Annotated in this window: 10 protein-coding genes; 2 read left to right on the top strand and 8 right to left on the bottom strand. The window is 42.0% G+C overall.

The window, feature by feature from the left end:
• Positions 1-52 precede the first annotated feature (52 nt).
• Complete coding sequence (locus tag AAA970_RS12160) at positions 53-1,744, top strand: sensor histidine kinase (protein ID WP_338237335.1); 1,692 nt, start codon at positions 53-55, stop codon at positions 1,742-1,744.
• A 1,078-nt stretch (positions 1,745-2,822) separates the two neighbouring features.
• Here the strand turns inward: AAA970_RS12160 and AAA970_RS12155 are convergent.
• The 6 genes from AAA970_RS12155 to guaA form a co-directional block, all read right to left on the bottom strand.
• Positions 2,823-3,053 carry a hypothetical protein gene (locus tag AAA970_RS12155; protein WP_053405880.1) on the bottom strand — a complete coding sequence of 77 codons (231 nt, stop codon included), beginning with the start codon at positions 3,051-3,053 and terminating at the stop codon, positions 2,823-2,825.
• A 79-nt stretch (positions 3,054-3,132) separates the two neighbouring features.
• Positions 3,133-3,765, bottom strand: a complete 633-nt coding sequence (locus AAA970_RS12150) for an SIMPL domain-containing protein (protein ID WP_338237721.1) — start codon at positions 3,763-3,765, stop codon at positions 3,133-3,135.
• Between the two features lie 247 nt (positions 3,766-4,012).
• Positions 4,013-4,999 (bottom strand): hypothetical protein, encoded by a 987-nt coding sequence (locus AAA970_RS12145; RefSeq protein WP_060687173.1) that lies wholly within the window; start codon positions 4,997-4,999, stop codon positions 4,013-4,015.
• A gap of 268 nt (positions 5,000-5,267) precedes the next feature.
• Positions 5,268-6,560 (bottom strand): glutamate-1-semialdehyde 2,1-aminomutase, encoded by a 1,293-nt coding sequence (gene hemL / locus AAA970_RS12140; protein WP_338237334.1) that lies wholly within the window; start codon positions 6,558-6,560, stop codon positions 5,268-5,270.
• Positions 6,561-6,571: 11 nt separating this feature from the next.
• Positions 6,572-8,359 (bottom strand): ABC transporter substrate-binding protein, encoded by a 1,788-nt coding sequence (locus tag AAA970_RS12135; protein WP_338237333.1) that lies wholly within the window; start codon positions 8,357-8,359, stop codon positions 6,572-6,574.
• Positions 8,360-8,558: 199 nt separating this feature from the next.
• Entirely contained in the window at positions 8,559-10,088 is a 1,530-nt protein-coding gene (gene guaA / locus AAA970_RS12130; RefSeq protein WP_053405875.1) for a glutamine-hydrolyzing GMP synthase, read from the bottom strand.
• Between the two features lie 160 nt (positions 10,089-10,248).
• Between guaA and AAA970_RS12125 the strand changes: the two genes are divergently transcribed.
• Positions 10,249-11,514, top strand: a complete 1,266-nt coding sequence (locus AAA970_RS12125; protein ID WP_338237332.1) for a leucine-rich repeat domain-containing protein — start codon at positions 10,249-10,251, stop codon at positions 11,512-11,514.
• A 1,045-nt stretch (positions 11,515-12,559) separates the two neighbouring features.
• On the opposite strand, the gene AAA970_RS12120 is transcribed toward AAA970_RS12125, so the two are convergent.
• Entirely contained in the window at positions 12,560-14,380 is a 1,821-nt protein-coding gene (locus AAA970_RS12120; protein ID WP_338237331.1) for a DNA polymerase III subunit gamma/tau, read from the bottom strand.
• A 357-nt stretch (positions 14,381-14,737) separates the two neighbouring features.
• The gene (locus tag AAA970_RS12115) at positions 14,738-15,478 is read right to left on the bottom strand and encodes an RDD family protein (protein WP_338237330.1); all 741 of its coding nucleotides are present in this window, start codon (positions 15,476-15,478) and stop codon (positions 14,738-14,740) included.
• Between the last annotated feature and the right edge of the window lie 8 nt (positions 15,479-15,486).

Below are 15,486 nucleotides of genomic sequence, written 5' to 3'. Positions count from 1 at the left end.
AGGAGGATTCTTATCTTTATATCTAGAAAAGGGAATATTTTAGCCTGCAGGCATGAATTTGATAGATTTTTTTAGTCATTTATTTAACCGCACCTCCAGAACCACTTTTGCTGCAATTTGGGTTATGGCTTTTTCACTAATGGTCTTATTGGTGAATAGTACGGTTTCAGCTGAGATGTTTAGCTGGATAAGCTCGGTGAATCTGTTCTTTGGGTTTTTATCTACAGGTGCCGTTATGGCTATTATTTTTGATCGATTTTTTTCGCATGCACTTTTAGCCGTGCTCGCGATGGTCATGTCTCCCCTTTGCTACTTAATATTTGCTTTGGTTTTTGATTTTGTAGAGGTAGAGTCATTAATCATCTTTAGTGTGGCGGTGGTCGCTATTTCTTTTTTTCCATTGGGAGTGTGGGGGAATAGTTTGTCTTCCAGAAGGAAGTCATTGGTAGTAAGTGCTTTTGGGTTTCTTCAGGTGCTTTTTGCAGCCTATTTACTGTTTAAAGAGCTGGGGGTAAATGAGGAGTCCTTGATGATTTCTTATATGATTTTAATCACGGTCGCTTTTTGTTATTTAACAGTGTATTTGGTTTTGGTGCCCAGAGATAAGGAAAATCAAATATTGGCTTATGATAACAAGCTATGGGCTCAGATTGCTGGAAATATCGATGTATATGGCTTTCTATTGGATTATAAAAAAGCGGAATTTGTCTGGGAACGAGGACTGTATAATGTATTTGATTTAAGTGTTCCCACCAAAATTGGATTTGATCAACTTCAGGATCTGTTGGATGAAGAGAATATCAATTGGTTGAAAGAGAGCTTAGTTAAGTTGAGCGCCAAACCCAATGCCGAAGAGCATAACGAACTAAAGGTGAAAATTAACACGGTGCGTGGGGAGAAATGGTTGTCCTTAAAGACCATGCGTTCCAAGGACTACCCAAATTGTATTCTGGGGGCGGTTCGTGATGTAACCAATGAACATCAGATATTAGATCAGTACGAACGCGTAAGTGCCCTCAAGGATAAGATTTTGGCCTCGGTGGCGCATGATTTATCCGGGCCGTTAAACCGTATAGAAGGGTTGAGTGAGCTGGTGGGCATGTCATTCAGAACGGATCGTATCAATACACAAAAATACCTGGACCTGATCAGTCAGAATGCTACCAAAGGGCAGGAGTTAATCCGGGAGTTATTGACACATTCAGAGTTTGAAGAAGGTCTGGTAATACTGGAAGAGAAAATTGTTGACTTAAGGGCTTTTGTTAACGAATCGGCTTATTTGCATCAGGAGGAAATGCGAAAGCATGGTTTGGTTTTAAGAATAGAGTTACCCACTCATCCTGTTTTTTGTGCCATTGATGTTTCAAAAATGGGTCGTGTAATTGATAATTTATTGACAAATGCAATAAAGTTTACTCCGGGAGGCGGCAAGGTGAAAATGTCACTTTCTCTTGATGAAAAGGAAGTTGTTTTGTCTATTCAAGATACCGGAATAGGTATTCCCGAAGAGTTATTGCCCGTATTATTTGATCGTTTTACTGAGGCAGGAAGAAAGGGTTTGTTGGGACAGAAATCTACCGGCCTGGGGATGTCCATTGTAAAGCAGGTCGTTGATTTGCATAATGGAACCATTCAAGTAGATTCCCTTCAGGGCCAAGGCACAAATTTTCAAATAAAGCTTCCTTTACAGGAACAAATAGAATCCGTAGCGGATACGAAGCAGTCTATCAGTTTAATAGGATAGTCATTGTTTTTTTCTGTCTGGCAAGTTTCCGAATGAAGGAAGCGGAACCGGTTTTGTGAGAATGTCATGGCCTGTTATCAGTTTACAGGATCAGAAGTGGTATTCATTTGTGGCCGCCTCTTGCTTAGGCTTATTCCTGTTTTTCAATTCTTAACCCGGATTATTCATGCTTTAATCCTCGTTTAGCTGTAAGGCTGAAAAAATGAAGGAATAGTCTCCTATTTCGAGTTTTTTCCAACGAAGCAGATGAATGAGGAGAAAGCAAGCTTGCCCAAATTTGGGCTATAAAAAAATCAGGGGAAACGAGTCTATTGAGTTGATAATAAAACAGTTAAGGTGAGCTACTTAATTTAGCGGTGAATAATTCGGGTTAATCCAATTGCAGGCCTATCCGCTTCAGTAGCTCCGTAGAATAACGTGATTTTACTCAAAATATTCACTGATAGGTTTTCGCTCGCTCAAAATGAATTAAAATCAGTGCATTGCAGCTGGTTTTATTGATTTTATCATAGTTCAAATTTGACTAAGCTGGCCTTTTCCTCCATCATCTGCTACGTTGAAAAAACTCAGACAAAGGCGCTGTTCCTTTATTTTCCCGTCTTGCACTAAATCGAGGATTTAAGCATGAAAAATTGGGGTTAAGCTGCAAATCGTAAAAATAGGAAAATCGCCCATTTTTAGATTTCTTCAAAAGTGGAAAATGCTGAGTGAATTGGATGATCCAATACGGAAGAGGGTTTGTATAAAAAAACAACCTATTAATTAGCTGTAAATCAGTGGGTTTGCGGATTGAGTGATTTAGATTTTGCTTCAGAACGTGTTTGAAAGCACGTCATTCGAGGTCAAATTCGAATTGTTGGAAGTGATTTTGTATAATAATTTCTCAACATTAGCGCTGCTATTCTCTCAAAATAATCGGGTATTGCTACTGCGATATTTACATTTGCGCTTCAATTTTTGGCTTTTAAACACACTCTAATGAATTCACCAATAAGAGGAGGGTAGTAATGAAAAAGTGGGATAGGCTGAAAAAACAAAAGGCTTCATAATTGAAGCCTTTTGTTGTAGAAAGGAATGGCTAAAAAAAGCATATATTCCATTCTTGATTTCTTTTTGAAATCACTGCTGCGTCAGGAGAAGAAGATAAAGGTTCCGCTCCCGCATAAGCATCATTCGTTTTCAAACTGACAATCGCAGTTTCCGCTTGTGTTAATTCAGAGGAAACAAATTCCTCATTTTCATTTTGTGAAAAAAACAACCCCCAAGCGGCGATTTGGAAAACGCTGAATAGGGTTAAAGATCTTTTCATGGGGAATATTGGTTATACTTAATTATGGGAAAGCTTAATCTATACTTGTATAAGTGCAAATAGTAGGCCAAATCCGAAATTATTTTTCCAGATTGTACAAAATATTTACATTTTCCGTTACACTAATGTCCTTGGGGTTAAAGCCCGGATCGCTGTAAGCGCCTCTATCCATTTTCATTGCATCCATGGTAACTGATGCGTAAGGAACAGGCCTGTTGTACGTTTGACCATAATCGATTTGTTTTATTTCACCAAGGGAAAGGTTTGCCGCCTTGCAAATGGTGAGTGCCTTCGCTTTAGCATCCTGAACAGCAAGCACTAATGCTTTATTTCTGGCTGATTCTAAGTCTTTTATGGAGAAAGAAACAGTGAGTCGAGCATTGCCTTCAGTGTTGCTTACTGTTGTAATAATCTTTTTTAGTTGGTCATTGTTTAGAGGTATTTCAACATTTATTTGATGTTTGGCCAAAAAGCCCATATCCTCATTTTTGCGGGTGGTTGGATTGTATTGAAAATCCTTTTCAATTTGATAATTGGAAGTAAAAATTTGATCATTTTTGATGCCTTGATCTTTTAAAGCCTGCTGGAGTTTCTGGCTAATTTGGTTGAGCTGATCAAAGGCCAAATTAAAGGCTTCATTTTTTCCTTCCACAGATACGGTGACTTTCACCCAGTCCGGACTGGCAGCATAAGTGCCTTGGCCTGAAATCATAATGGTGTTTTCCCGTGGATTTTTGATTTGCCCAAATGCGGTCGCACACATCAATAGGAAAATCGGGATTATTGCGGTAATTCTCATAGGAACTAATAGTGTGGTTGCGGTGCAAAAATATCCAAAAGCGGATAATTTCCGAAATAATCTCATGCCTATTTTGAATATTATATAATTTTTGACATAAAAAAAGGTGATTATCAAACAATATTGATCATCACCTTTCATTTTATATATGTAGAAAGTATTATTTACTAAAAGCTTCTACTTCGTGGTTGAGGTTGGTGCTAAATATCGGTATGCTAAGCTTTACCGCAGTATAAAACATCTGTTTGGAGACCTGAGGGCGCATACCAATTTCAATGCCATATCCCCAACCAAACTCCCGGTTGAATTTACCATCAGCTCCTAGACGGAAACCAAATTTATTATGCTTGATCGGAGAGAGATCGTACTCATTTCCATCATAGCTGAGGTTTTCAATGTTGGTCCAGGGGGTTATCAGCATATCAGCATAAACCGAAATGATCATATCACTGGCTGTAGAGGAATATGTCCTTGTGGGCTTAATCGCAAAGTTCTTGATCCAGGTTAAAGAGCCTCCCACAGCAAAACCAAAAGCGGATTGGTTGGTGTACATGGTGGAGTCAGAGGATAAGGGCTGTGCATCAACCCCTTCACGTAAAACGTTAATGGATTCAATGCCTTGCTTCCTCATGGCTGTGCCCACATCAATACCACCAGACTGGAAATAAGGCCCTAAACGGGCTCCGTATATCTTTCTTACTTTGGATGGGACTTTGATGTGATCCGGAACTTTGGATTTCCACTTGTTTCCACGGCGGTAACTGCTTCTGTACAGAATCATTTTGGTCTCCGTATCCTTCTCCCAGTCCTTAATATGGTAGGTGCCAATAATTTCACCGGCCATAGAAGAATGGGTGGAAGTTGAAATCCCATTTACCTGCTGAATATTATTTCTAGCGGAAAGATTTTGCATCAGATCAAAAGGTCCTCCATAGGCTCTTCTGAAATCAGCTTTGATGTTTAACAGCGATTCGTGGTAGTATTCGGCTTCCAGTCCGAATCCGACATACATATTCGCACTACCCACTTCTGCAATCACCGGCTGCAGCTTCATGAATAGCTTGTTAATTTCGTAAGGTTCATCATACAACTCTTCATAGGTGACACTTTTAGTTTGCCCCCAAGAAGGGATGTAAGAAAAAATCATCAGAGTGATGATTGGTAAAAGGTTGTACCGCGCCATAAGCACAGAGGTTGGGTTAATGTAAAATAAACTACAATGATTTCAAATATACATTATTAATACAAATAAAGTAGGGAAAAGTCATGAAAGTAAGGAATTATTAAAATTGATTCCCTTTCCATTCAATGTTTTAGAGAGGAAAGATATCCTCTAAAAATAGACTTTTTCTGGTGTAAGGTATTATTTGAAAAGAAAAAAAAGTGATGCTTTTTCAGGCATCACTTTTGTGTTTTTAGTGGATTGCTTTAAGGGCTTTTCCAGCAGCATCAATAATTTTTGATATTTCTTTATCGGTGAGCGCATCTGAGATGAACCAGGTTTCAAACTGACTTGGAGGTAGATAAACCCCTTCTTCCAGCATGGCATTGAAGAATTTACCGAATTTCTCTAAATCACAGGACTTGGCATCCTCAAAGTTGTGCACTTCATTTTCGGTGAAAAACAAAGTATACATAGAGCCAATCTGGGAAGTGTAGTAATTGAGATTTAAGGCTTTTAAGTGTGCAGCAATTCCATCAGCAATTTTTTGTGTTTTTTCGGTAAGGCGCTGATACAAATCTTTGTCATTTTTAATTCTTTTCAGCTGTGCCAAACCTGCTGCCATTGAAATAGGATTCCCCGAAAGTGTTCCGGCCTGATAAACCGGTCCCTGTGGAGATACAAAATCCATAATTTCTTTTTTACCCCCATAAGCACCAACAGGCATTCCGCCTCCAATGATTTTTCCAAGGGTGGTAATGTCGGCTTTTACATTGAACACTTCTTGCGCCCCACCTGCTGCCAGGCGGAAGCCGGTCATTACCTCATCGACGATCAGTACCATACCTTCCTCGTCACAGATTTGTCTTAAGCCCTCTAAATATCCTTCCTGAGGAAGTACGCAGCCCATATTACCAGCCACCGGCTCCAGGATAATCGCTGCAATCTGGTCTTTATTGGCGTTGACTAAAGTGCGAATAGCTTCCAGGTCATTGAAAGGAGCGGTAAGGGTATCTTTTGCTGTGCCCACTGTAACACCGGGAGAGTTAGGCTCTCCCATGGTGATGGCGCCTGAGCCCGCTGCAATTAAAAAGGAGTCCCCATGACCATGATAGCATCCCTCAAACTTGATCATTTTCTCACGACCGGTATAGCCTCTGGCCAGGCGAATAGCGGACATGGTGGCTTCCGTACCGGAGTTGACCATTCTTACTTTTTCAATAGAAGGAACCAGGTCGGTAATTAATTCCGCAATTTCTACCTCAGCGGCTCCGGGAGCTCCGAAAGATAAGGAGGATGGAATGGCTTCCTGAACAGCTTTGAGTACTTGCTCATCCGCATGGCCGAATATCATCGGGCCCCAGGAGTTAATCATGTCGATGTAAGCGTTGCCATCGACATCATACATATAAGCCCCCTTGGCATGATCAATAAATAAAGGGTTTCCTCCAACGGCTTTAAAGGCACGTACAGGAGAGTTCACTCCACCGGGAATATAATTTTGAGCCTCGCTGAATAGCTTTTGGCTTTTCTCTTTTATCAACATATCAATAAATTTTATTCTTCAATAATTGCCTTTACCACTCCATCGTCAGCTAAAATCAGCTCTCCATCCTGGAAGTGAAGGATGGGCACCACCTGATTGTCATTGGACAGGTAAAAAAGATTTTGGTCGGTAAGCACTCCTTTGATGACCTGGTCTTCCATTTCCTGTTGTGGTAGGTTGCCATATTTGGCCATCATTTGTCCGAAGCAGATGAGGGTTTCATAGCCCAGGTCCACAAAACGGGAAGGGAAACGATTGGCTTGTTTGACGTATCGGTCAGAAAAACGGTCATACTGAGCACTACTGGTTTCAATATAAGCTGGGGCGATAAGGTAAGCATTTAATCGCGCCATGGCATCCAATGGGATTTGCTTATCCTGCATCCAGGAAGCCATTCCCAAAAGTGATACCTGATCGTTTCTGGTGGTTAAAGCGGAAAGCATATTGGCTGCCAAAGCTTTATTTTCAGAGGCTACAAAAACGTGGTCCAGGCTATCCGGACGAATTACAAAAAGCTCCTCTGTTGTGGGAGCATCAGGATTTTCCTCCAGGATATTAACCAATAAACTGTCGGCAATGGGTACTTCTTCCTTTTGTGTAAAAAAGTTTAAAGCTTCCTGCTCCTTGCCTTTTTTTAATTTCAACAGATGGTTGACCTGATAAGTAGCATTTTCTTCTACAATTTTTTTGTACTGATAAGCCATAGTTGAATCTGCCGCATTGTCCATATAAACAATCATGGCGTTGCGATTCAAAGTGTCGGTACGTTGTACCATGAAATTGGCGGCGGCAATGGCCTGCGTTTTTGGTGTCGGCTGGTAAAGGAAGCTAAAAGGGTTGTCACCAATAACTTTTTCGTTTTGAGAGACCGGATTCACCATATTGATCTGGTGTTCGAAACAAAAATCAGAAACCTCCTTGGATGGACCGGGATATAGCGGGCCAATGATCAAGTCCATGGATTTTATTTCCGGCTGTTCTAAAATCTGGGCAGTTACTTCGGCCTTCTTTTTGGTGTCATAAGCATGCAGTTCCACATTGATGCCCATGCCTTTCAGACGTCCTTGTGCCATTTCCAGGCCTTCAAACAACTCCCAGACAAAATCTTTTCGGTTATTGTAATGGGTGGTGTCTAAGCGGAAAGGCAGCATTACCGCGATATGGTAAACGTCTTTTCGCTCACTTTTTCTAAGGTTAGAGGCCGCATAATTTTCCGGGTTTAATTGGTATTCCGTAATTAACTGGGCAAGTAGGGGGCGGTCCTGTTGGTTGATGGGCTGGGCGTAGATTTGATTCGCCAGGGCTTCGGCTACTGCTTTTTCCCCTGGAAAACGTTGTTGTAATCCTTGCAGGGTGAATACATCTTTTTCCTGAAGTTGGATCAGCGCATAGGCTTGTGCCTGTTCCCGGATGGTAGTGGATTTCAGTTTGGCGAAATTAGCAAAAGCAGAAGGGTAGTTTTCTTCCTCCAAATAGCATTTCCCTAACCAAAACCGGCCTTCGTCAATGGACTTCCAGTTCGGGTGTTCGGTGACCAACTGTCGGAACATATTTCTCGCCACTTCTTTTTGGCCGGCTTCATAAGCGGATAATCCATAATAAAACTGCCCGTAGGCTTCCATATTTGCATCCTCACTGTCAGTCAATGGGCGAAGCACTTCCATTGCCATGGCATACTTCCGGATTTTATAAAAATCTTTACCTCTCTGTAGTGTTTCCTGGTTGCTCTTTTTTTGTGCCAAAGCCGGTCCATTAAAAAAGGTAAGGATGGTTAGGGCCAAAAAGTATAATTTCTTCATGTTATAGGAGATAACGTTAGTTTTTTCTTAAAAAGAAGACGAAAAAAAGATTCGTTTGCAGGTAAATTTCTTCCTTTTTGAGCATTGATCCAAACGCCCTTGTTAAATTGATCTCAAAAGTGTCTTCAGGCAATGCAAAAGCCATAAAAAAACCGCAGCATTTAACATCCTGCGGTTTTTTATTGCTATCAATTTGGGATTATTCCCACTCAATGGTTGCTGGTGGCTTAGAAGAGATATCATACACTACGCGGTTCACCCCTTTTACGCGGTTGATGATATCATTGGAAACCTCTTTTAGGAATTCATGTGGTAATTCAGCCCAGTCTGCTGTCATACCGTCTACGGAAGTTACCGCGCGTAGGGCAACAACGGATTCGTAAGTACGCTCATCACCCATTACACCTACAGACTGTACCGGAAGCAACATCGATCCCGCCTGCCATACGTAATCGTACAGGTGGTGCTTTCTCAATCCGTTAATCCAGATATGATCCACCTCTTGCAGGATGCGAACTTTCTCGGCAGTCACCTCACCCAAAATACGGATTCCTAAACCAGGTCCCGGGAATGGGTGACGACCCAAAATTTTAGGATCAATATCCAAAGATTTTCCTACGCGGCGAACCCCATCCTTGAAAAGACTTCTCAATGGCTCCACCACTTTTAATTTCATATAATCAGGTAGTCCACCCACATTGTGGTGAGACTTAATGGTTGCTGAAGGACCGTTTACAGAAACAGACTCAATCACATCCGGGTAAATAGTACCCTGACCCAACCATTTTGCATTTTCTACTTTGTGAGACTCATCATCGAATACCTCAACGAATACACGGCCAATGGCCTTTCTTTTGTCTTCTGGATCAGTCAATCCTTCCAATGCATCATAAAAACGCTGGCTGGCATCAACGCCTTTTACATTCAAGCCCATTCCTTCGTAAGAAGCCAGAACTTCTTCGAATTCATTTTTACGAAGCAAACCGTTATTTACGAAAATACAGTGCAGGTTCGAACCAATCGCTTTATTGATCAGTACCGCAGCTACGGTTGAATCTACTCCTCCGGATAAACCAAGGATGACTTTGTCATCTCCTAACTGCTCTTTTAATTCAGCAATCATGGTATCTGCAAAAGCATCCGGCGTCCAGTTTTGGCTTGCACCACAAATGTCTACCACAAAGTTTTTCAACAATTGCTCCCCTTCTTCAGAGTGTGTTACTTCCGGGTGAAACTGTACACCGTAAGTTTGCTCTCCTTTTACATGGAAAGCGGCTACGTCTACAGACTCAGTAGAGGCAATAATTTCAAAATTTTCAGGAAGGGAAGTGATGGTGTCGCCATGAGACATCCATACCGTAGATTTTTCCGAGATATTTTTCATCAAGGGATTCTGAGCATCAAATTGCTCCAGATGGGCACGTCCGTACTCACGGATTTTACTTGGAGTGACTACTCCACCGTGGGCATGTGCTAAATACTGTGCACCGTAGCAGATGCCTAGTACTGGAAGGTTACCGCGGAATTTTGCAGTGTCTAATTGAGGGGCATCTTCTTGTCTTACAGAACAAGGACTGCCGGAAAGAATCACACCAATAACGTCTTCTGATATTTCAGGAACTTTGTTAAAAGGGTGGATTTCACAATAAACATTCATTTCACGGATGCGACGCGCAATCAGCTGCGTAACCTGTGATCCGGAATCAATAATGAGAATCTGTTCAGCCATGCGCAAAAATAATAGATTGATTTAAAACCACCATCAAATTAAAGGCTAAGTTTCCACTATTATATCGAACAGTTGGAAGCAGGTTTGTCTTTCCTTAAAAGATTTCCCTAATTGTGAAAAAATTAGGTTTTTGTTATAAGATTTAAAGCCAGTTGATTGAATGCATAAAATTTTACCAGGCTTTGCCATTCTAGTGTTTTTGCTGATCCTTTGCTCGGAGAGTAGGGGGCAGTCAGTGGTGCCCTCTAATTATTATTTCCGGTCCGAAACATTGAGGGCCGTCAGTTCCGATCGGAAGGATACCATTCGCCATTTGAATCTGCATGATTCCACTATATACCGCATGCCTGAATGGGTGGCTCATTGTATTAATCTGGAGTCATTGGATATTTCTCAAACCAGAATTATTCAATTTCCCAAGTGGATGAAGGATTTGACAAAATTGGAACGTGTCATATATAATGGAGGGAAGAAGCCACTTTCGCCCTCCAGCATGATTCCGGTTTATGAGCAGGGAGAGTCTTTGGCGCCTCCAAGGTTTTCAAATTTGCCCCAGGTGAAATATTTGGAAATGCGTTTTCATGCCTGGGAGTCTGCCCCTATGTCGATCACAAAATTAAAAAATCTGGAAAAACTGATCCTCTCTGATAATGCCCTGCAGCAATTTCCGAATCAGTTGAAAAAGCTGAAAAAATTAAAGCAGTTGGATTTGGCTCGAAATGCCATTGAGTTGCCGGAGCGTTGGATGTCAATGCCCTCTTTAAATAAGTTAGATTTGCGATCCAACTTAATATGGAAATTACCCGAAGGATTTGAGCGCCTTCCGGAATTAAGGTATTTGGAGTTGGGGAATAATCGGTTGAACGTTCAGGATTTGAATCAAGGATTGAAAACAACTCCTCCATTGCGCTATTTAGGGCTTGGCCAAAATGAGTTGGATTCCTGGCCTAATGTCCTTAACCGCATGATGACTTTGGAAAAACTGGACCTTTCGCAGAATGGTCTGAAAACATTGCCCGAGGTGGGCTTTGGCTCCCTGAGCAACCTGGTGGTATTGAATTTGGCTTTTAATCAATTCCAAAATGGCCTGGAGGCTTTGGAGGAGTTGCCCGCGTTAAAAGAACTGGACCTAGATCATAATCAACTTTATGAGTTAGACTTCAAAGTAGGAAAAATGAGGCAGCTGCAAACTTTGGTGTTGAGCCATAATGCCTTTGAATATTTTCCCCTGACCCTTTTTGAAGTCCCTCAATTGAAAAAATGCGATCTCTCCTTTAACAGAATAGCGAATAAACCCGCCCAGGATTGGACCAAAGAAAATGATACCTATTTGTGGTTGCTCATGAAGGGAAACCCGATTCAGGGGGACCAGTTGCAGGAGTTTCGGGCCGAATGTGCCGAAATGGGCGTGATGCTGGATTATTAATTTTTTTCAAGAGGCCAATTCGCTACACCAGTCCGGGCTGGTGGTAGTTGCTTTTTGTTTTTTATCGAAAAAAAGGAATACCCTTATTGGGTGGAATGGGCGAATTGAGGTTTAGAGTGAGTTTAAATCCGCACTATCCGATTGAAAATTCGAATTATTGGAGGTGATTTGGTTATATCTCAACAATAGCGCTCCTATTCTCTCAAAATAATCGGGTATGGCTGCTGGAATACTTCAAATTTTCGTTACGAATTGTGGCTTTTAAACAAGCTCTTTTTGTTGAAGTGTTTTTTCAGCCACGAATTGCTCTAATTTTCGCAAATGATTTTTATTTGTCTGTGTAATGCAGTCTGCTTCGGTATCTTCCATCACAATAACCGTCCTTGATTTTATTTCTCGTCTTTTATCTGGATGAAAAGGAAAAGCGTGTTTAGCATTATGATATGATAGAAAGGTGTACTTGGTTGTCTATTTCGGTTAATCGGTTTTGGCGATAACTTCCAGTAAGTGAGTTATTTGCGAACAATGTGGGGTGGAATTATGAGCGGACGCTCATTTGATTTAGGGTCTTAGCGAGGACGCTAAGACCAGTGGTGGTTGTCTATTTCGGTTAATTGGTTTTGGTGATAACTCCCAGTGGGTTAGTGATTTGCGAACGGTGTGGGGGTGAAATTATGAGCGGGCGCTTATTTGATTTAGGGTCTTAGCGAGGACGCTAAGACCAGTGGTGGTTAATTGGTTTTGGTGATAACTTCCAGTAAGTGAGTGATTTGCGAACAATGTGGTGTGGAATTATGAGCGGGCGCTTATTTGATTTAGGGTCTTGGCGAGGACCCTAAGACCAGTGGTGGTGGGAAATGCGATCAGTTTGTTGAAAATAAATTTCTTGTTGTGTGTTGGGGTAGGTGGTTCAAGTTTCTCTTTTGAGGCAAAAAAAGCTTCAATCCACGCTAGCCTTCATCCTTCGGTATGGGTGGCCTGGACATAAAAAATGCGCAAAACCTCAGGCCTGCGCATCTTTTTTTTATTTTTTCCGAAAATGGCTTTACATGTCAAAATCCAAATTCAATTTCTCTCTTAATTCATCCAAAGCAGGGTACTTTTCCATCAGGTGAATGTATTTTTCCTTCGGGGTGTAGATCATCTTCTTGCTTTCTCCTTCTACAATGACGGTTTCCAGACGAAGATTTCCATTGTCGAGCTTGGTCTTTAGGAATTGAACCAAATCCACCCGGAATTTTTCCAGCAAATCTACCTGCAGCACGCTGGAAAGGCGAAGGGTAATGGTAGTGTCATTTAATTCCCACTGCTGTGCCATGACGGACAGGGCCGTTTGGTTATCCTGTCTGCGCAAGTCTTCTGCAAAGAAGGACCAAACCTGCTTCACATCCTCTGCGGTAAAGGCTCGATTCTGTAATTTAGGCTGGTGGCTTGCTGCTTGCTGCGCCTGAATATCTTCTTTGGGCGTATTTTTCTTTTGGTCGATTCTGGCCTTCAAATCCGCCAAGGAAGGAAGACCTCCCGCTTTTTTTACGGCACCCACCGGAGCACTTACCGCCCGATTCACACTCGGACGACTCTGTGGTGTTGGCTGTTGGCTGTAAACGGGGCTTTCAGCGTCTTTTGCTACTGGTACAGGGCTTGGTGTGGGTTCCGCATAAGTGGGAGTTGAAGCGGCCGCCGTTGGTGCAGGCTGTTTAGTTCCCCTTTTTGCTTTTAGCTCAGATTTTTTTTTTTCAATCACCGCGGAAGCTCTTCCGAGTGAGATGGCCTTGTTCAAATGTGCCAGCTTCATCAGGCAGAGTTCAACGTGGAGCCTTTGATTTTTGGCTCCTTTGAAGGTTTGGTCACAATTACTTAGCAGATTAAGCGCACTCAGTAAAAACGAAAGCGGTGCTTCCTTCGCCTGAGTAGCGAATTTTGCCTGAACAGATTCTGAGACTTCCAATAATTTGGTGGTAGCCGTATCACGCGAAACCATCAGGTTCCGCACATGCTCCGCAAATCCAACGATGAAGTTATGTCCATCGAAACCTTTGCGCAGAATTTCATCAAAAGTAAGAAGTACCTCTGTGTGATTCCCCTCCAGGCAAAGCGATGTCAGTTTGAAGTAATAATCGTAATCCAGTACGTGGAGGTTATCCACCGTGCTTTTATAGGTTACTTTTTCGCCAGCCGCAAAAGTACAAACCAGATCAAAGATAGAAAGCGCATCACGCAAAGCACCATCTGCCTTTTGGGCAATTAAATGCAGGGCTTCTTCTTCCGCTTCAATATTTTCTTTTGCCGCAATATTGATCAGGTGGGAGGTCATATCGCCAACCGTGATGCGGTTAAAGTCAAAAATCTGACAGCGGGAAAGGATGGTGGGAATAATTTTATGCTTCTCCGTAGTCGCCAAAATAAAAATGGCATAGGATGGTGGTTCCTCCAAAGTTTTCAGAAAGGCATTAAAGGCCTGATTCGAAAGCATGTGAACCTCATCAATAATATACACTTTATATTGACCGGATTGTGGTGCGTAGCGCACCTGATCCACCAAATTACGGATGTCATCCACCGAGTTATTCGAGGCGGCATCCAGTTCGTGTACATTAAAAGAAGCGTTGTTCTGGAAAGACTGGCACGACTCACATTGTCCGCAGGCTTCTCCACTTTCCGTACGATTGGTACAGTTAATGGTCTTTGCCAAAATACGGGCGCAGGTAGTTTTTCCCACACCTCTCGGACCACAAAACAAAAAGGCTTGCGCCAGGTGATTGTTATTGATGGCATTGATCAGCGTAGTGGTGATGTGCTGTTGACCAACCACACTGTCAAAAGTGGCTGGACGATACTTTCGGGCAGAAACAACGAATTTTTCCATTAAGGACGAAGATATGCCCTTTTTGTGGAAATGAAAAATTATTGGAGGGGTTCCCCAAAGGGAAATCCTTGCTCAGGACTCCCCAAAAGTTTGTCTAAAAACCAAAATGATAATTTGCAGGAGAATTGAGTAGATGTAAAACCGACCGAGTAGTTAACCCGAATTATTGACCGTTAGCTTCAGGTTTATGTGTTAAGTAATTGGTTGGTAGTGCTTTGATTGGGTTTCGGGTCTTTTAATACAAACTTGCTTGCTGCTCATTCTTTTGCTTCATTGGTGTGGAATCGAAAAAGAGAACGATTTCTTCATTTATCCCGCTTTGCAGTCAAATGAGGCTATTAGTAAATATAGTTTAGCTTAATTAAGGGCCTGATTTTGATCGTAAGCAATTTTCCAGCAATAGAAGTAATAATCCTGAAGAAATTCCTCCAAAAAGTCCGGCTTGGCAAGGGTCTCCTGATCAATATTAAAAACTTTTTTGATCTGCTGCTTCATCCGGAGATGGATCTGGTGACGTTGGGGAGAATCGGAGGTGAGGTTCACCACCCGCTGTAGAATATTCGCCTGAAGGTCCGTCATTAATGCCGCTTCCTGATGATAGGGCAGGTAGTCGGTTTTGAATTCCGGCATTTTGAAAATTTCCCCGGCCTGCATTTTATCATTGATCACCAAAGTGCCTGCGACCATGTCCCCAAACCGTTTGTTTTTTTTATTGATGCCTGCGGCTAAAATAGCCACTGCGCCAGAAGCGGTATGGATTTCCAAAATCCGGAAGATCCATCGGCTGAAACACTGTCCGGCAGAAAGTCGGTGTCCGTCTTCTGAGATTACCCGAATGCTCATGGCCATTTTGCCCAAGCTTTGGCCATGAAAAAAAAATTCCATAAGCAGGGAGTAAAATAGTAGCGGGCAAAGCAAAAAAACAATGAGAATAAAATTTTCGGAATCAAACAAAGAACCGAAAAGTAAAGAGATTCCCAGGATAATCACCCCAATTACAACCGAGTCAATAATGTATGCGCCTATCCTTGAGCCTATTCCTGCAATTTCATTTGAAATTCCTACTCCCTGAGAGGTGGCAAAATCGAACTGATCCATGGGCTGGT

Source organism: Persicobacter diffluens, assembly GCF_036244895.1.
Lineage (GTDB): Bacteria > Bacteroidota > Bacteroidia > Cytophagales > Cyclobacteriaceae > Persicobacter > Persicobacter diffluens.
This window is presented reverse-complemented; position numbering and strand designations above follow the sequence as displayed.